18 protein-coding genes are annotated in these 15,987 nt (G+C 69.9%); 3 read left to right on the plus strand and 15 right to left on the minus strand.

Annotated elements, in window-relative coordinates:
• The first annotated feature begins 33 nt into the window (after positions 1–33).
• Positions 34–693: a TetR/AcrR family transcriptional regulator gene (locus ACTJJ4_RS13855; RefSeq protein WP_440943873.1), complete on the plus strand. Its 660-nt coding sequence runs from the start codon at positions 34–36 to the stop codon at positions 691–693.
• Positions 694–781: 88 nt separating this feature from the next.
• Positions 782–1,126: a winged helix-turn-helix transcriptional regulator gene (locus ACTJJ4_RS13860; RefSeq protein WP_440943874.1), complete on the plus strand. Its 345-nt coding sequence runs from the start codon at positions 782–784 to the stop codon at positions 1,124–1,126.
• 103 nt (positions 1,127–1,229) lie between these two features.
• Here ACTJJ4_RS13860 and ACTJJ4_RS13865 read toward each other — a convergent pair whose 3' ends face one another.
• Positions 1,230–2,087 carry an NmrA family NAD(P)-binding protein gene (locus tag ACTJJ4_RS13865; protein ID WP_440943875.1) on the minus strand — a complete coding sequence of 286 codons (858 nt, stop codon included), beginning with the start codon at positions 2,085–2,087 and terminating at the stop codon, positions 1,230–1,232.
• Between the two features lie 99 nt (positions 2,088–2,186).
• A complete protein-coding gene (locus tag ACTJJ4_RS13870) occupies positions 2,187–2,828 on the minus strand; it encodes a LysE family translocator (RefSeq protein WP_440943876.1) in 642 nt (213 codons plus the stop codon).
• Positions 2,829–2,881: 53 nt separating this feature from the next.
• Between ACTJJ4_RS13870 and ACTJJ4_RS13875 the strand changes: the two genes are divergently transcribed.
• On the plus strand, positions 2,882–3,340 hold the full coding sequence (locus ACTJJ4_RS13875; RefSeq protein WP_440943877.1) for a phage tail protein: 459 nt from the start codon (positions 2,882–2,884) through the stop codon (positions 3,338–3,340).
• A 12-nt stretch (positions 3,341–3,352) separates the two neighbouring features.
• Here ACTJJ4_RS13875 and ACTJJ4_RS13880 read toward each other — a convergent pair whose 3' ends face one another.
• The 13 genes from ACTJJ4_RS13880 to ACTJJ4_RS13940 all read right to left on the minus strand — a co-directional run bounded on the left by ACTJJ4_RS13880 (position 3,353) and on the right by ACTJJ4_RS13940 (position 15,831).
• On the minus strand, positions 3,353–3,889 hold the full coding sequence (locus tag ACTJJ4_RS13880) for a hypothetical protein (RefSeq protein ID WP_440943878.1): 537 nt from the start codon (positions 3,887–3,889) through the stop codon (positions 3,353–3,355).
• A gap of 4 nt (positions 3,890–3,893) precedes the next feature.
• The gene (locus tag ACTJJ4_RS13885; RefSeq protein ID WP_440943879.1) at positions 3,894–4,670 is read right to left on the minus strand and encodes an aspartate dehydrogenase domain-containing protein; all 777 of its coding nucleotides are present in this window, start codon (positions 4,668–4,670) and stop codon (positions 3,894–3,896) included.
• Between the two features lie 85 nt (positions 4,671–4,755).
• Complete coding sequence (locus ACTJJ4_RS13890; RefSeq protein ID WP_440943880.1) at positions 4,756–5,679, minus strand: NAD(P)/FAD-dependent oxidoreductase; 924 nt, start codon at positions 5,677–5,679, stop codon at positions 4,756–4,758.
• Complete coding sequence (gene fdxA, locus ACTJJ4_RS13895) at positions 5,672–6,001, minus strand: ferredoxin (RefSeq protein ID WP_440943881.1); 330 nt, start codon at positions 5,999–6,001, stop codon at positions 5,672–5,674. The genes ACTJJ4_RS13890 and fdxA overlap by 8 nt, the downstream gene beginning before the upstream one ends.
• Positions 5,998–7,377: an FAD-dependent oxidoreductase gene (locus ACTJJ4_RS13900; protein WP_440943882.1), complete on the minus strand. Its 1,380-nt coding sequence runs from the start codon at positions 7,375–7,377 to the stop codon at positions 5,998–6,000. Before ACTJJ4_RS13900 ends, fdxA begins: the two co-directional genes overlap by 4 nt.
• Before the next feature lie 15 nt (positions 7,378–7,392).
• Positions 7,393–8,190, minus strand: coding sequence for a uroporphyrinogen-III C-methyltransferase (gene cobA, locus ACTJJ4_RS13905; RefSeq protein WP_440943883.1), 798 nt, complete (start codon positions 8,188–8,190; stop codon positions 7,393–7,395).
• The gene (locus ACTJJ4_RS13910) at positions 8,187–9,080 is read right to left on the minus strand and encodes an ABC transporter permease (protein ID WP_440943884.1); all 894 of its coding nucleotides are present in this window, start codon (positions 9,078–9,080) and stop codon (positions 8,187–8,189) included. The genes cobA and ACTJJ4_RS13910 overlap by 4 nt, the downstream gene beginning before the upstream one ends.
• Complete coding sequence (locus ACTJJ4_RS13915) at positions 9,070–9,930, minus strand: ABC transporter ATP-binding protein (protein ID WP_440943885.1); 861 nt, start codon at positions 9,928–9,930, stop codon at positions 9,070–9,072. Before ACTJJ4_RS13915 ends, ACTJJ4_RS13910 begins: the two co-directional genes overlap by 11 nt.
• A complete protein-coding gene (locus tag ACTJJ4_RS13920) occupies positions 9,930–10,997 on the minus strand; it encodes an ABC transporter substrate-binding protein (protein WP_440943886.1) in 1,068 nt (355 codons plus the stop codon). The genes ACTJJ4_RS13915 and ACTJJ4_RS13920 overlap by 1 nt, the downstream gene beginning before the upstream one ends.
• A gap of 58 nt (positions 10,998–11,055) precedes the next feature.
• Complete coding sequence (locus ACTJJ4_RS13925; protein ID WP_440943887.1) at positions 11,056–12,465, minus strand: sulfate adenylyltransferase subunit 1; 1,410 nt, start codon at positions 12,463–12,465, stop codon at positions 11,056–11,058.
• The gene (gene cysD, locus ACTJJ4_RS13930) at positions 12,465–13,376 is read right to left on the minus strand and encodes a sulfate adenylyltransferase subunit CysD (RefSeq protein ID WP_440943888.1); all 912 of its coding nucleotides are present in this window, start codon (positions 13,374–13,376) and stop codon (positions 12,465–12,467) included. Before cysD ends, ACTJJ4_RS13925 begins: the two co-directional genes overlap by 1 nt.
• A complete protein-coding gene (locus tag ACTJJ4_RS13935; RefSeq protein ID WP_440943889.1) occupies positions 13,373–14,116 on the minus strand; it encodes a phosphoadenylyl-sulfate reductase in 744 nt (247 codons plus the stop codon). The genes cysD and ACTJJ4_RS13935 overlap by 4 nt, the downstream gene beginning before the upstream one ends.
• Positions 14,113–15,831, minus strand: a complete 1,719-nt coding sequence (locus tag ACTJJ4_RS13940) for a nitrite/sulfite reductase (RefSeq protein ID WP_440943890.1) — start codon at positions 15,829–15,831, stop codon at positions 14,113–14,115. Before ACTJJ4_RS13940 ends, ACTJJ4_RS13935 begins: the two co-directional genes overlap by 4 nt.
• Positions 15,832–15,987: the final 156 nt, after the last annotated feature.

The following is a 15,987-nucleotide window of genomic DNA, read 5'->3' on the forward strand; positions in this document are numbered from 1 at the left end:
CCGGGCATGCACGAGTAATTCAGGAGTATCAGAGTGTCGTTTCCTTCGCAGTATGCATCCGAAGTCCGGAAACGCCGTCCCCGTCAGGCGGCGGAGCAGACCCGCGAACAAGCCATCCGTGCCGCCGTCGCACAGATCGCCGAGGTCGGATTCCACAAGATGACGCTCGCCGATGTCGCGAAGCGGACCGGTATCTCCCAGTCCGGTCTTCTTCATCACTTTCCCTCGCGCGCTGCGCTGCTGGCCGCAGTCCTCGAGCAGCGTGAGCAGGACGACCGGGAGTTCCTCTTCGGCGACGGTCAGGTTCCGTTGGGTTGGGATGCCTTCGAAGCGCTCGTCTCGCTGGCTGCCCGTAACACAACCAGGCCCGACTGGGTCGCCGTGTTCGTCCGGGTGGCTGCCGAGGCGACCGAAGAGGACCACCCCGGGCATGACTGGCTTGTCGCGCACTACGACGGTGCACGTCGGTGGCTCACCGACGCGGTCGAGTCGGGCATCGCCTCCGGCGAGTTCTCGCCGGAGGCACCGACAGCACTGATAGTAGGCAACACGATCGCTGTTCAAGACGGCATCCAGCAGCAATGGCTCCTGGCCCCGAACACGGTGCCACTCGTACAGCACCTGCGCCAGCACGTCGACGACCTCAGGGCGGCGTGGGGGACACACCCGTCGCACGAAGTGCAGATTCGGTGACTCAAGCCGTCGGGAACCGGCGGTTCGGGATTTCAGTGCATCTTCTGCACCAGCGCCGCCATCTGCACTGAAGGGTAAGATCAACGCCATGGATGAAGCGGACCTGCCGGAATGCGGCGTGGCTCGATTCCTTCTGCTCTTCGAGGGCCCGTGGGCGACTCTGATCGTGCGCGAGCTGATGCACGGCGAGCAGCGCTTCGGCGAATTGCGTGATGCGCTGCCGGGGATCAGCGCCCACACACTGACCAATCGGCTAAGACAGTTCGAGGCGCGCGGCATCGTCACCCGTACGGCGTTCGCCGAGATCCCGCCTCGCGTCGTCTACGCACTGACAGACCTCGGATGGAGTCTGCGACCCGTGCTCGATGCGATGTACGCCTGGGGAATTGAAGCACCCCTGTCTGCATTCGTTTCCGCTGACCAGCGGGGTTGATTCCGACCACACGAACCGTCGGCTCGAGCTGAATCGTCGAGCGCACGACGTCGCGCCTGTGCCCCACCGAGTGCAATGGGGCACAAGCGCGATCACCGTCGTGTCAGATACCCAGATCCGCCAACCACTGCGAGACCGGACGAGGGGCAAGCTCCAGAAGCGCCTGGGCGTTGTTCTCGCCGATCACGTTGCCGTCCGTGGCGTTCAGCGCCTGGTAGAGGCCGACCACCGGAGCGGCGGCCGGACCGAACATCGGCGCGATGAGCGCTCCGAAGGCCGTCGGCGAGATGCCCTCATACCCGACGGCCTTGCCCAGCCCCGTCGAGAACGCTCCCGCGAGATCCGCACCTACCAGCCCGGGACGATGACCGACCGCGACCGTCCCCGTCACCGAAGCGTCCAGCAGCAGTCGCACCACGACGTCGGCGACATCAAGATGGGAGCTCCACGAAACAGGGAAGCTTTCGGGCAGCGGATAGCGAAGCACGCCCTCTCCTCGAGCCGGCCCCAGGACGACGGGGAGCAGGAGGTTCTCCAGGTACAAGCGCGGAGCCACGACTGCCGTCGACACCCCCGTCGCGGTCACGGAATCGATCAGCGTCATGATCGCGCTGTCAGGGGCAGCCTGGAGCGGCGACTCCGGGGCGTCAACGATCTGCCCGCTCGTTGAGATCACGACCCGCGCGGGCCGCGCCTCGGCAACAGCCGCAGCGATCGCCGCGGCCTGCCCGCGCCCATCCGCGGGCGCGCCCATGGGGAGGTGGACGAACACACCGTCAGCGCCGCGATACGCCTCAGCAAGAGCAGCCGCATCAGAAAGATCAACAGCAACGGACGCTGCAGCCGCAGGAAGTCCGGAGGGATCGCGTACGGCCGCAACCGCCTCATGTCCGGCCTGCTGGAGGAGGTTGAGCACTGGGGAGCCCTGTGCGCCGGTGGCGCCGTGAATGATGTAGGTCATGAAACCATTAGTGCATAATATGCACCGGTTACGTCAAGTGCACTAATGCATGTGCACGTCATCCGCTTCGCGGACTCGCCATGGCCGGGCGTTCTTCCCTCAGTGCGGGAACGCCGCCAGCTTCACGCCGAATCCGATGAGCACCGTGCCGGTGATCCGGTCGATGATGCGTACCGCGCGCTGCCTACCCACCCAACGCGAGACGACGGCCGTCGCGAGGATGATCACGGCGAACCAGATGATCGACAACAGCGCGTGCACGGCGGCCAGCGCAACGCCCATCAGGGCGGGCGACGTGCCTGCGGGGATGAACTGCGGGATCGTCGCCAGGTAGAAGACGCCCACCTTGGGGTTGAGCAGGTTGGTGCCGAAGCCAACCAGCCAGGCCCGGCCGAGCGAGTCCGTGGTGCGCATCGCGGGGAGGTCGTGCGCGGCGGCATCCGCTCCCCGCCGGAACGACTTGCATATCAGCGAGCCGCCCAGCCAGAGCATGTACCCGGCGCCGGCGAGCGTGAGCACGCGGTAGGCGAGCTCGGATGCCGCGAGCAGGGCGGATGCCCCGATCGCCGCCGCCACGCCCCAGACCAGCGCACCGCAGCAGATGCCGATCGCAGTGGCGAACCCGTAGCGGTGGCCGCGGGTCAGGGCGCCGCGCAGCACGAGCGAGGTGTCGATGCCGGGGACGATCGTCAGCAGGGCCGCCACCACCGCGAAGGCGAAGAGCGGCTGCACCTGGATCACGGATCGATCCTAGTTCTGGCGCGGCGACCGCGCCGCCGGTATAGCGTTGGCCCATGTCGTACGTCGTCGATTTCACCACCGTGTCCACCGCCGGGCTGGAGTCCTCTCCTGTCGCGGACGCACTCGCCGGTCTCCGCGCGAACGAGGCGCGCTACTTCCGCAACAAGTACGAGATCGACTTCACGACCGAGCCGGCAGAGGGCACCGACACCCTGACGTGGGTGACGAAGGTGCTCGCCGACGAGCGCGGCATCGTCATCTCCTCCCCCGCGCTCGAGGTCGCCGAGCCGCCGGTTCCCGGCATCCGCTGGGCGTACGTCTTCTACGAATCGGGCCTGGCGATCAACGTGCTCTACGAGCTGGCCGAAGGCGGCAAGCGCGCCGTGGGCTTCAAGCTGTCGGACGGCATGGAGGTGCCCGACGAACTGGGCGCATTCAAGTTCGCGCGGCAGAAGTCCAAGCTCGCCGGGACCATCCGCGGCTCGTACTTCGTGATCAAGGGCGAGTACTGAGCGGCTGCGACGCTACTCCGGCATCACCCAGAACGACGCGTCCCCTGGGCGCAGCGCGACGTGCTCGGTCGAGACGAGCCGTGCCCCGGATGCCGCGGTGAACCCCGCCCCGAAGTCGGCCATCAGCCGGCGATGAGCCCAGGTGAACGCCGGGCGGACGATGGGCGAGAGCCATCGCATCCACGGCTTCGACAGCTCGACGAGCCACAGGAAGCGGATGGTCGCCTCGTCCCCCGCCACCTCGGCGACCGCCCTGCCGCGGCCGACCAGATCGCCCGATGCCTCGGCATCCACCGATCGCTGCGGTTCGATCCCGGCGATGCGTATCACGTACCGCAGGCGGTAGCCGAGCGGTGAGCGCAGCGTGTGCCGGTATTCGGATCCCACGGCGGGCGATCCTCGGTGTTCCGGCGCCGCGGACACCGCCTCGGAGCGCTCGAGGCATCCCCACCAGAGGCCCCAGTCCTCGACATCGCTGAGCACCTGCCAGACCCGCTCCGGATCGCCGACGACTCGGAACATGCTGACGAAGTGGTATCGGGCGCTCATGGTCTCAGAGGAATGCCGACCCGCCCGGGCTCTCGAACCCGCGCAGGCGCGCGTAGTCGTCCAGGGAGCGCAGAGCCGCCCAGGCCACCACGGCGCTGGAGCGCGGCCGGTCCGCTGACGGCGTGTTCGTGACCACGGCCCGCACCTCACCGAGCGCGCCCACCGCGCGGATCTCATGGCGGGTCTGCGCGGCATCCGGATCGGCCACGATCCGCGCGGTCGCGAAGTCCCAGGCATCCGCAGCGAGCGCGAGTGAGGCGGCGACGTTGGCGGATGCCGGAAAGCGCTGCGCCACGTCACCGGCGGGCCCGTCCGCCAGGACGAGCTCGGTGGTGCGGCTGCGCAGATCGGCCTTCAGCGCCTCGGGCATCCACGGCTGGATCAGGGATGCCGGCAGCTTGCGGCTCTCGATGGACACCTCGCTCAACGCTCCCGCGGCGCGCAGGGCGCGCACCTGATCGAGCCCTCCGATCGCGCCCGTGCAGACGATCAGCCGGCCCGTCGCCGAGCCGAGGAGTCGCTCGCGAAGCGCAGCATCCGCCAGCGCGCCGACCGACAGCAGGATCACGTCGATCCCGGCATCCAGCAGTCCGGGCACGCGTTCGCGCACGGCCTGCTGGGTCGCCGCCTCGACGATGACGTCGACGTCCGCGGCATCCGGCAGCGCGGAGTGCCGCCCGAACGACCCGACCACGCGGTACGGGCGCGAGTCGTGCACGACGGCCCGCAGCACGGAGTTGATGTGCCCGTCGCCGAGGAACCCGACCCGCAGCTCAGTCATGCCTCGACCCTACGTCGTCAGGCCGATCCCGCGCGAAGGTGCACTCATCGTCGCCAGCCATGGCGACCGCGGCCGGCCGCGCCGGTCAGTGGGTGGTCGTGATGCCGACGGAGTCGTGCACCATCACAGCCGCGACACGGGCACCCGCGCCGGCGGCGACCATGAGCTGCTGCGGTCCCGGTGCGGCGATATCGCCCGCGGCATAGACGCCCGGTCGGGACGTACGACCGGAACGATCGACGATCAGGTGCCCCCGTTCGTCGGCATCGGGAGCGATCCCCCGCAGATATCCGAGGTCGGCATCCCACTGCGGCTGCACGAAGCCGCCATCGACCGTGTGCTCGCCGCCGTCCGCCAGGCGGATGCCGGTGATCATGCCCTTCTCACCCTGCAGCTCGACGATCGGCGAGCGCTGGACGTCGACGCCCAGCGCGACCAGCTCCGCCTCTTCATCCGCGGTGATCACGTCGGACCCGTGCGTGAACACGGTCAGCTGTGCTGTCCAGCGCGCGATCAGCCGCGCCCGGGAGGCGAGATCATCGCTCTCTCCGATCAGCGCCAGCCGCCGATCGCGCAGATCCCAGGCGTCGCACGCGACGCAGCTGAAGAGGCTCACGCCGTAGAAGCCGCGCAGGTTCGGAACGTCCGGCAGGTGCTCACGCAGCCCTGTCGCGAGGAGCACCATCCTGGCGGTGACCTGCTCGGCCGGCTCGCGGCGACCCGCCAGGGCCTCGAACCCCGCAGCGCCCTCCGCGATGCCGAACACCCGCTGCCGCGTGCGCACCTCGACATTCGGATAGCTCGCGAGCTCCTCGCGGGCTATCCGGCGCAGCTCGTGCGGCGGTACGCCGTCTCGTGTGAGGAAGCCGTGCGAGACCAGCGTCGCCGCATTGCGCGGACGATCGGCGTCGACCAGCAGCACGCGCATCAGTGCGCGCCCCAGGTTGAGCGCGGCGGAGAGCCCGGCGGGACCGCCGCCGACGATGAGCACGTCGTACTCGTCAGTCATGGCCGCCCGCCTGCGGAGGGAGCGCGGCGATGAGCGGAGGGTCGAAGGCGAACGGCCCCGAGCTCGCCGCACCTCCCGGCGAGCCGATCTCGTCGAAGAACGACACGTTCGCGGCGTAGTAGTCCTGCCACTCATCCGGGATGTCGTCCTGATAGTAGATGGCCTCCACAGGGCACACCGGTTCGCAGGCACCGCAGTCGACGCACTCGTCGGGGTGGATGTACAACGACCGCTCGCCCTCGTAGATGCAGTCCACGGGACACTCGTCGATGCAGGCGCGGTCCTTCACATCCACGCACGGCAGCGCGATGACGTAGGTCATCGCGCGAGCGCCTCATCGCGCGACAGGGCGACCTGCTCCTCGCGGGGGACGACCTTGACGCGCTCTCGAGTGTGCTGGTGGGTCTCGCCGAGCTGCCGCTCGTGGGCGTCCAGCGCCAGCCAGCCGTCCCACGTGGTGTACTCGGTGCCTCGCTCGTCGAGCAGGTCGAGGATGTCGGCAGCCGGACGGATCGACGACAGCAGTCCCGCTTCGGCATCCGCCACGAGGTTCGTCACCGTCTCCAGCGCGTCCGACTTCGTGTGCCCGATCAGGCCGACGGGACCGCGCTTGATCCACCCGGTCGCGTACAGCCCCGGCTCCCCGTCGACGCGCCCGGCCTCGTTCGGCACCACGCCCCGCCCCTCGTCGAAGGGTGCGCCGGCGACCCGGGTGCCGTAGTAGCCGACGGCGCGGTAGACCGCCTGCACGTCGTAGTCACGGTGGTCACCCGTGCGCTCCAGTGTGCCGTCCTCACCGGCGCGCGTGCGCTCGAAGCGGATGCCCTCCACCCGCCCGTCTCCGAGGATCTCCACCGGCGCGTGCCAGAAGTGCAGATGCAGACGCCGGGATGCCTCGCCCACGGGACGCTCGCGCCACCCGCTCAGAATGCGCAGCATGACCTTCAGTTGGTTGGTCGACGCGGATGCCGGGTCCACGCCGTCGAAGTCCTCGTCGTGCAGAACGATGTCGACGTCGCGCACCTCACCCAGCTCGCGCAACTCGATCGGCGTGAACTTGATGTCGGCGGGACCGCGCCGGCCGAACACGTGCACATCGGTGACGGCGGATGCCTCCAGGCCCGCCAGCACGTTGTCGGGCACCTCCGTGGTGCGCAGATCCTCCGCGTGCTTCGCGAGCATGCGCGCGACGTCGAGCGCGACGTTGCCGTTGCCGATCACCGCGACGGACGTCGCCTCCAGACGCCAGGTGCGGGCGACGTCGGGATGACCGTCGAACCAGGCCACGAAGTCCGCTGCGCCATGTGAACCGGGCAGGTCCACGCCACGGACATCCAGCGCGGCGTCGCGGATGGCGCCGGTGGCGAGGATGACGGCCTCGTAGCGCTCGCGCAGCTCGTCGAGCGCCAGGTCCTTCCCCACCTCGACGTTCCCGATGAACCGGATGGTGCGGCGATCGGCGCCCTCGGGCTGCGCATCCAGCATGTCGTGGAGCGAGTTGACGATGCCCTTGATGCGCGGGTGATCGGGAGCGACCCCGTATCGGATCAGCCCGTACGGCGCGGGGAGCGACTCGAACAGATCGATCTCGACGCGCCCGGAGCGCTCGGCGACGGCGTTCGCAAGCAGATTGCCGGCGTAGATGCCTGCCGGGCCCGCCCCGACGATCGCGACGCGCAGGTTCAGAGGAGAGGTCATGGTGTTCTTTCGTACTCAGATCGTCGAGAGGGTGAGCAGCGCATCGGTCCAGTCGTTCGCGGGCGTCAGGGCCCCGACATCCTGGGTCGATGAACCTGCCGCCGCGAGTCGCACCACGTCACCGACGATGACGACGGCAGGCGAGCGCACCTGGCGTGCTGCGGCGAGGTGGGCGATCGTGGCGAGGGTGCCGATGGTGACGCGCTGGCGCTCCCCGTAGCCGTCTTCGACGATCGCCACCGGGCAGTCGTCACTGCGCTCGCCGGCGGCGAGCACATGAGCTGAATGGCCGAGGGTGTTCACCCCCATCAGCAGCACCACGGTGTGGTCGGGCCCACCGGGCACCTGCGAGAGCTGATCGTGCGCACTGATGACGCTGAACGAATCGGCGACTCCGCGATGCGTCACCGGGATGCCTGCGGCGGCCGGCACCGACACTGCGCTGGTCACGCCGGGAACGACGACGACCGGCACTCCAGCCGCCTCGCAGTGCAGCTGCTCCTCGCGCCCGCGCCCGAGCACGTACGGGTCTCCGCCCTTCAGCCTCACGACGTTGCGGCCGGCCAGCGCCTCCTGCACGAGGAGGGCGTTGATTCCCTCCTGCGGAACGCGGTGATGGCCCGGCAGCTTGCCGACGTCGACGACCTCGGCACCGAGCGCGACCCCCTCCGCGGCGAGCTGCTCCAGCACGGCTCGGGCGCCGAGCCGGTCGGCGACGATGACGTCCGCCTCCTGCAGCGCGCGCAGGCCGCGCAGGGTGAGCAGCCCGGCATCCCCTGGACCCGCCCCGACGAGCGTGACGCGACCGGTCACCGGGCACCTCCCAGCAGAAGCCCTCTGCTGCGCAGCATCCGCCGCTCGAGGGGTCCGAAGACGACCAGTTCGATCAGGATCCCGATGGCGAGGATCAGGATGATCGTGCCCAGCACGGCCGCCAGGTCGGCGAGCTCACGCGACTGGTCGAGCATCGAGCCGAGCCCGAAGCCGATCGATCCTCCGGTGGCGATGATCTCGGCGGCCATCAGCGACCGCCAGGAGAACGCCCAGCCCTGCTTGAGGCCGGCGATGTAACCGGGCAGGGATGCGGGCAGCACCACCTCGGTGGCCAGTTGCCGGCGGCTGGCGCCGAGCACCGTGCCCACCCGGCGCAGCTGCGGCGGCACCTGGTCGATGCCGGAGAGCAGACCGTTCACGATCGAGGGGATCGCCCCCATCAGGATCACGAAGTAGACGGTCGCGTCCGACAACCCGAACCAGATGATCGCCGCGGGCACCCAGGCCACCGACGGCAGCACCTGCAGGCCTGAGATCAGGGGGCCGGCGGCACGCCGCAGCGGCTTCCACTCCGCCAGCAGCAGCCCCAGCGGCGTGCCGACGACGATGGCGATGAGGAAGCCGATCACACCGCGTTCGAGGCTGGTCGCGACGGCCTCCTGCAGCCGGCCGGATGCCCAGGCGTCGCCGAGCGCGGCCGCGACCTGCCCAGGGCTGGGCGCCTTGTCGGGGCGGGGTTCGGCGATCACGACGTAGAGCTGCCAGACGACGAGCAGCGCGACCAGCAGGACGACGGGCGGCAGCGTCTTCGACAGGGCGTCGCGCACGGGTGCACGACGCTCGACGGCGTCGGACTGGAGCCGGTCGAGGCCGGCGGAGAGCGTGTCGAGGTCGGCTGCCGGAGCTCCCTCGGCGACATCAAGCGGCATTGCGGGCGATCTCCTTCCGCAGCTCGGCGGTGATCTCGGCGGCGAGCGCCGCCACCTCGGGCGACTCGATCCGGCGGCCGACGGTGTTCCGGAGGCGCCATTCGCCCGCTATCCGGCCGGGGCGGCTGGAGAGCAGCACGACACGCTGGCCGAGACGGGCTGCCTCGCGCACGTTGTGCGTGACGAACACGATGGTGCGGCCGGTCGCGCGCCAGACGCGCTCCAGCTCCTCATGCAGCAGGTCGCGGGTGATGGCGTCGAGCGCGGCGAAGGGCTCATCCATCAGCAGCACGGATCGGTCCTGCGCGAGGGCCCGAGCGAGCGCGACGCGCTGCCGCATCCCGCCGGAGAGCTCGTGCGGCCGCTTGTCGGCGGCCTCAGCCAGGTTCACGGTGGCGAGCAGACGCTCGGCCTCCGGCCGGCGCTCGCCCCGTGGCACGCCGCGCAAGCGCAGCGCCAGCTCGACGTTCCTCCGCGCGGTGAGCCATGGCATCAGAGCGGACTCCTGGAACATCACGGCGGCTCCACCCTCCGGCGCGGTGATCTCGCCGGAGGTGAGCGGTTCGAGGCCGGCGATGAGGTTGAGCAGCGTCGACTTGCCGCAGCCGGATGCCCCGAGCAGGCACACGAATTCGCCCGGCGCGATGTCCAGCGAGATATCTTCGAGCACCACGGGGCCGGCGCCGTATCGCTTGACGACGTGGGAGAGCCGCACCGCGGGCGCCTGCGGCAGCCCGGCGTGCGTCGTCGAGTCCGCCAGGGCGTTCCGATCGATGCCCGTCGACAGTTCCAGGACTTCAGCCTCGAGGCTCAGGGCCCCGACCACTGCCCGTTCGGTGAGCGCGCCCATCAGTCCTCCCCGAGTCCGGCGGCCGAGACGGGTTCACGGCCGTCCTTCTCGAGCAGTGCGTTCAGCGCCCGCAGATCGAACAGCCCGTCGATCGAGCCCTTCTTCTGCGTACCGGCGGCGAGGCCGTTCTTCACGAGCGTCTCGAAGGTCTCGGCGTGCGGGTCGACCGTGAACCTGACGTTCTGCAGTGCGCGCGTCAGCACCTGCTCAGAGAGACCCTTGCCCTTGGCCTCCTTCAGGGCCCCGTTGATGACCGCCGGTGCCTCGGCCGCGTTGTCGTCGAACCACTGCACCGCGGCGACATGCCCCTCGAGGAGCTCGTCGACGATCTTCGGATGCTCCGCAGCGAAGTCCTCGCGTACCAGCAGCACGGTGGTCGGGAAGTTCCCGCCCTTCCAGAGGTCCTTCTCATCGACGAGCACGTGCGCACCCGCGTCGATCACGAGCCTCGACACCCACGGTTCGGGCAGCCAGGCCCCGTCGACCTGGCCGTCCTGGAACAGCGTGAGCGTCTGGGCGTTCTCGGTCGGCGTGATGGTGACGTCGCCGCCACCCGAGGTGGAGGTCTTCAAGCCCTCCTCGGCGAGCCAGCTGCGCAGCGCGACGTCCTGCGTGTTGCCGAGCTGCGGGGTCGCGATGTTCCTGCCCCTGAGGTCGTCGACCGTCTTGATGTCGTCGTTCACGACCAGCGCCGCGCCACCCGAGGTCGCACCGGCGACGATGGCGGCCGACCGCCCGCCGGACTGGATGAACGTGTTGATCGCGGGGTTCGGTCCGATGTACGTCGCATCGATCGCTCCGGCTGAGAGCGCCTCGATGGCGGCGGGACCCGCGTTGAACACCTCGGTCCTGAGCTTCACGTCGCCGAGCGCGTCCTGGAAGAGCCCCTCCGACACGCCGACCAGCGCCGGCGCGTGCGTCACGTTGGCGAAGTAGCCCAGGCGCACCTCGGCGAGGTCATCCTTCTTCGCGGCGCCGGAATCGGCGGATGCCGAGGCGCAGCCGGTGAGCATCATCGCGACCAGTCCAAGGGCGGTCAGAGCGGTGGTCCTGCGGGTGGTCTTCACGGTTTCGCCTCCTCAGCGTTCGGTTGCCGTGTCCTGCGACGGCTCGGGATCGGTGGGTTCAGTCGACGACGGTCGCGGCGGCCAGCGTCGCCCCGTCGCCCGGGTGGATCAGCACGAGCGAACCGCCGGCGCGATCGGCCGTGTACGGCACGAGCGGCAGGTCGGCGGCGAATCGCAGCCGCACCCGGCCGATCTCGTTGACGGCGAGCACCGCTGCCGGCTCGTGCGCCAGCGTCTCGAGATCCCGTCGGTCCAGCACCTCGACGATGAGCGCCTGCACGGTCGCGGTGCCGTGCTTGGCGAGCACCTTAGATCCGGCGATCACCTCGCGCGCATCCAGCTGGAACAGCTCGACGACGGCCTCCCGTCGGCCTGCGGGCAGCGTTCCGGCCGCCACGATGACGGCGCCGCGCGCGACATCCAGCTGATGTGCGAGCGTCACGGCGACCGACTGCGTCGCGACCGCCGCCTCCGCGCGCTCCCCCGCGACGAGGATGCCGGTGACGATGGTCGTGTGCCCGCCAGGGAACACCTCGACCCGGTCGCCGACCGCCAACTGACCCGACGAGATGCGCCCGGCGAAGCCGCGGAAGTCGCGGTAGCGCTCGGGAGCGCGGATCTCGGGCGAAAGCCCGCCCTGCGGCCGCAGCACGAGCTGAACCGGCAGGCGCAGAGGGGATGTCGCGGCGTCGGACTCACCCGCGCCGGGGAGCGTCTCCAGCAGCCCGATCAGGGTGTCGCCGTCGTACCAGGGCGTGCGCTCGGAGCGCTCCACGATGTTGTCGCCCTCGAGGGCCGAGACCGGCAGCACGTGCGCATCGCGCAGTCCCAGCTGATCGGCGACGGCCAGCGCCTCGCGCTCGATGTCGCGGAAGCCGTCTTCATCGAAGCCGATCAGGTCGATCTTGTTCACGGCGATGATAACGTGCGGCACGCGCAGCAGCGAGACCACGGCGAGATGCCTGCGGGTCTGCTCGACGATGCCGTTGCGCGCATCGACGAGCACCACCACGGCGTCGGCGGTCGCCGAACCCGTGACCATGTTGCGCGTGTACTGCACGTGCCCGGGGCAGTCGGCCAGGATGAAGCTGCGCCGATCGGTCGCGAAGTAGCGGTATGCGACATCGATCGTGATGCCCTGCTCGCGCTCGGCGCGGAGGCCATCGGTGAGCAGCGCGAAGTCGAAGTCGCCGTGCGCGAAGCCACGCTGCCTGCTGACCGCCTGCACCTGCTCGAGCTGATCCGCGAGGATCGCCTTCGCATCGTGCAGCAGCCGGCCGACCAGCGTCGACTTGCCGTCGTCCACCGATCCGGCGGTGGCGAACCGGAACAGGGTGCCCTTCGACGGGCTCAGGGGCCCGGCCTCATGGGTCGCTGAACCGGGCCCACGCGCCCCCGAGGCTCCGGGCAGCGCGGAGCGATGCTCGGAGTGGGGCGTGGGGAGCGAAGCGTATTCGGTGATGGTCATCAGAAGTACCCGTCCTTCTTGCGGTCCTCCATGGCGGCCTCGCTGATGCGGTCGTCCGCCCTGGTCGCGCCGCGCTCGGTGATGGTCGACCGGGCGACCTCGGCGACGACGGAGGCCGCGTCCGCGGCATCCGATTCCACTGCGCCCGTGCAGCTCATGTCGCCGACCGTGCGGTAGCGCACCACGCGGCGCTCGACCTTCTCGCCGGTGCGGGGCTGCGAGACCTCGCCGACCGCGCGCCACATGCCGTCACGGCGGAAGACCTCGCGCTCGTGCGCGAAGTACAGCGGCGGCAGCGGGATGCGCTCGCGCTCGATGTAGCTCCACACGTCGAGCTCGGTCCAGTTCGAGATCGGGAAGGCCCGCACGTGCTGTCCGGGCAGGTGCCTGCCGTTGTAAAGGCTCCACAGCTCCGGGCGCTGATTGCGGGGATCCCACTGCCCGAACTCGTCGCGCAGCGAGATGATCCGCTCCTTGGCCCTGGCCTTGTCCTCGTCGCGGCGGGCGCCGCCGAACACCGCATCATGGCGCCAGTTCGCGATCGCGTCGAGCAGCGGCTGGGTCTGCAGCGGGTTCCGGGTGCCGTCCGGACGCTCGGAGAGGCGTCCGTCGTCGATGTAGTCCTGCACCCGAGCGACCTCGAGGCGAACGCCGAGGCGGCGCACCGTCTCGTCACGAAAGGCGATCACCTCGGGGAAGTTGTGCCCCGTGTCCACGTGCAGCACGGGGAACGGCACCCGGCCGGGCGCGAACGCCTTCGCTGCCAGATGCAGCACCAGCACCGAGTCCTTGCCGCCCGAGAACAGCAGCACCGGGCGCTCGAACTCGGCCACCACCTCGCGGATGATGTGGATCGCCTCGGCCTCGAGCACGTCGAGTGCGGACAGCGAATCGATCGTGGGAGTGCTCATACGTGAAGCCCGCATTCTGTCTTCGCCTGCCCGGCCCATCGGCCGGAACGGGGGTCTTTGCCGGGGGCGACCGGCCTGGTGCACGGCTGGCAGCCGATCGACGGGTATCCGAAGCCGACCAGCAGGTTCACCGGCGCCCTGTGCTCGGCGGCGTAGGCCAGCACGTCGTCGAGGCTCCACGCCGCGAGGGGATTCACCTTGACCAGTCCGTTGCGCTCGTCGAAGGTCACCAGCGGTGTGTTCGTGCGCGTGGGCGCCTCGTCGCGGCGGACCCCGGTGAACCACACCTCGTACCCGCCGAGAGCCTGCTGCAGCGGCGCGACCTTGCGGCGCGCGCAGCACAGGGCCGCATCCCGCTCGAACAGTTTCGCGCCGAACTCGGCGTCCTGTTCGGCGACGGTCTGCTCGGGAGCGACGTCGACGATGCGCACGTCGAGCGCCCTGGCGACCTCGTCGCGCGTCGCGTAGGTCTCGGTGAAGTGGTAGCCGGTGTCGAGGAAGAGCACGTCGACGCCGGGCAGCTGCTCGGCGATGAGGTGCGGCAGCGCGGCATCCGCCATCGAGCAGGCGACGGCGGCCGCCTCCGCACCGAAATTGCGCGCGGCCCACGCGACGACCTCGGCGGCGGATGCCTCGTGGTCGGTCAGGCTGCCGAGCTCGGCATCGCCCTGCTCGGCGATCGCGGCGAGCTGCTCGCGGCCGCGCCTGGTCCGCACGCGGGGAGCGAGGCTGACGCTCATTGCAGCGCCTCTTCATCGGCCCGGTGCGCCCACTGCGCGAAGCTCTCGCCCTCCTCGCGATCCGCGAGGTAACGGCGGATGACCCGCTCGGCGTAGTCGGCGATGCCGTCTGCCGGCACCTTCAGGCCGCGCACCGTGCGGCCGAGACCGGCCTCGTCCCGGCCCACTCCGGCGAGACCGCCGCCGAGGTGCACCTGGTATCCGGGCACCTGCTCGCCGTCGATCGTCACCAGCTGGCCCTTCAGCCCGATGTCGGCGACCTGGATGCGAGCGCAGGAGTTCGGGCATCCGTTCACGTGCAGCGTGATCGGGCGGCCGATCTCGGGCTCGAGCGCGCCGAGGCGCTCCTCGAGCTGCCGGATGGCGCGTGCGGCGTTGGCCTTGGTCTCGACGATCGCGAGCTTGCAGTACTCGATGCCCGTGCAGGCGATGGTCCCCCGCCGGAAAAGGCTGGGGCGCGACGACAGGCCGATCGTGTCGAGGCCGGCGACGAGCCCGTCGACCTCGTCCGCCGGGACGTCCAGCACGAGCAGCTTCTGATGCGGGGTCGTCCGGATGCGGCGCGAGCCGTGCACCTCGGCGAGGTCGGCCAGCGCCGTGAGGGTCGTGCCCGACACCCGTCCGACCAGCGGAGCGGCGCCGACGTAGAAGCGTCCGTCCTTCTGCCGGTGGACTCCGACGTGGTCGCCGATCGTCGTCGGCGTGGGCGCCGCGGGACCGTCCGGCAGCGGGGAGGCGAGGTACTCGTTCTCGAGCACCTCACGGAACCTCTCCACACCCCAGTCGGCGAGCAGGAACTTCAGCCGCGCCTTGTTGCGCAGCCGGCGGTAGCCGTAGTCGCGGAAGATCTGCGTGACTCCGTGCCACACCTCCCCCACGCGCTCAGGGGCGACGAAGGCGCCGAGGCGCTCCCCCAGCCGCGGCACCGCGGCGAGCGCTCCGCCGACCCAGATGTCGTAGCCGAGGCCGAACTCGGGGTGCTCGACGGCGACGAACGCGCAGTCGTTGATCTCGTGCACGACGTCCTGGCTGGGATGCCCGGTGATCGCGGTCTTGTACTTGCGGGGCAGGTTCGCGAGCGTCGGATCGCCGATGAAGCGATCCGCGATCTCGCGGATCTGCGGCGTCGGGTCGATGAGCTCATCGGCGGCGATGCCGGCGACAGGCGAGCCGAGGATGACGCGCGGCACATCGCCGCAGGCCTCAGTGGTGCTCAGACCCACCGCCTCGAGGCGGCGCCAGATCTCCGGCACGTCCTCGACCTGCACCCAGTGCAGCTGCACGTTCTGGCGGTCGGTGAGGTCGGCGCTGTCCCTGGCGAACTCCGTGGAGATGCCGCCGATCACGCGGAGCTGCTCGGTGGTCAGCTGCCCGCCGTCGATGCGGACACGCAGCATGAAGTACTCGTCCTCGAGCTCGTGCGGCTCGAGCTGTGCGGTGCGCCCGCCGTCGATGCCGGGCTTGCGCTGCGTGTAGAGCCCCCACCAGCGGAACCGGCCGTGCAGGTCGGTCGGATCGATCGAGGCGAAGCCCCCCTTGGCGTAGACCTGCTCGATGCGCTCCCGGACGTTGAGGCCTCCGTCGGCGAGCTTGAACTCCTCGTTGGCGTTGAGGGGCTCGTTGCCGTCGATCGCCCACTGTCCGTGCGGCTTGGACGGTGCGCGCGAGGTGCGCGTCCTCGCCCCGCGCACGGGCGCCTGCTGTTCGACCGTCATGATCTCGCTCCTGTACCTGATGCGGCGAGGTCTCGCCACGTGAGGACACGCTAAACAGCTGGATCGCGGCGGCAAACCATCGGCCGACATCTTGCGTCGACGGCCGTCACTTCCCGCAACGAAATGAAAGAAGAGCGGGTCGAGGGCGGATCTGTG

It is taken from the genome of Microbacterium sp. 22195, assembly GCF_052056515.1.
In the GTDB taxonomy this organism is placed as follows: domain Bacteria; phylum Actinomycetota; class Actinomycetes; order Actinomycetales; family Microbacteriaceae; genus Microbacterium.

Excerpts from the sequence above, each read along its gene's own strand:
- ACTJJ4_RS13860 (WP_440943874.1), top strand. The coding sequence starts at position 782 with ATGGATGAAGCGGACCTGCCGGAATGCGGCGTGGCTCGATTCCTTCTG.
- ACTJJ4_RS13865 (WP_440943875.1), bottom strand. The coding sequence starts at position 2,087 with ATGACCTACATCATTCACGGCGCCACCGGCGCACAGGGCTCCCCAGTG.
- ACTJJ4_RS13875 (WP_440943877.1), top strand. The coding sequence starts at position 2,882 with ATGTCGTACGTCGTCGATTTCACCACCGTGTCCACCGCCGGGCTGGAG.
- ACTJJ4_RS13880 (WP_440943878.1), bottom strand. The coding sequence starts at position 3,889 with ATGAGCGCCCGATACCACTTCGTCAGCATGTTCCGAGTCGTCGGCGAT.
- ACTJJ4_RS13885 (WP_440943879.1), bottom strand. The coding sequence starts at position 4,670 with ATGACTGAGCTGCGGGTCGGGTTCCTCGGCGACGGGCACATCAACTCC.
- ACTJJ4_RS13890 (WP_440943880.1), bottom strand. The coding sequence starts at position 5,679 with ATGACTGACGAGTACGACGTGCTCATCGTCGGCGGCGGTCCCGCCGGG.
- fdxA (WP_440943881.1), bottom strand. The coding sequence starts at position 6,001 with ATGACCTACGTCATCGCGCTGCCGTGCGTGGATGTGAAGGACCGCGCC.
- ACTJJ4_RS13900 (WP_440943882.1), bottom strand. The coding sequence starts at position 7,377 with ATGACCTCTCCTCTGAACCTGCGCGTCGCGATCGTCGGGGCGGGCCCG.
- ACTJJ4_RS13910 (WP_440943884.1), bottom strand. The coding sequence starts at position 9,080 with ATGCCGCTTGATGTCGCCGAGGGAGCTCCGGCAGCCGACCTCGACACG.
- ACTJJ4_RS13915 (WP_440943885.1), bottom strand. The coding sequence starts at position 9,930 with ATGGGCGCGCTCACCGAACGGGCAGTGGTCGGGGCCCTGAGCCTCGAG.
- ACTJJ4_RS13925 (WP_440943887.1), bottom strand. The coding sequence starts at position 12,465 with ATGACCATCACCGAATACGCTTCGCTCCCCACGCCCCACTCCGAGCAT.
- cysD (WP_440943888.1), bottom strand. The coding sequence starts at position 13,376 with ATGAGCACTCCCACGATCGATTCGCTGTCCGCACTCGACGTGCTCGAG.
- ACTJJ4_RS13935 (WP_440943889.1), bottom strand. The coding sequence starts at position 14,116 with ATGAGCGTCAGCCTCGCTCCCCGCGTGCGGACCAGGCGCGGCCGCGAG.
- ACTJJ4_RS13940 (WP_440943890.1), bottom strand. The coding sequence starts at position 15,831 with ATGACGGTCGAACAGCAGGCGCCCGTGCGCGGGGCGAGGACGCGCACC.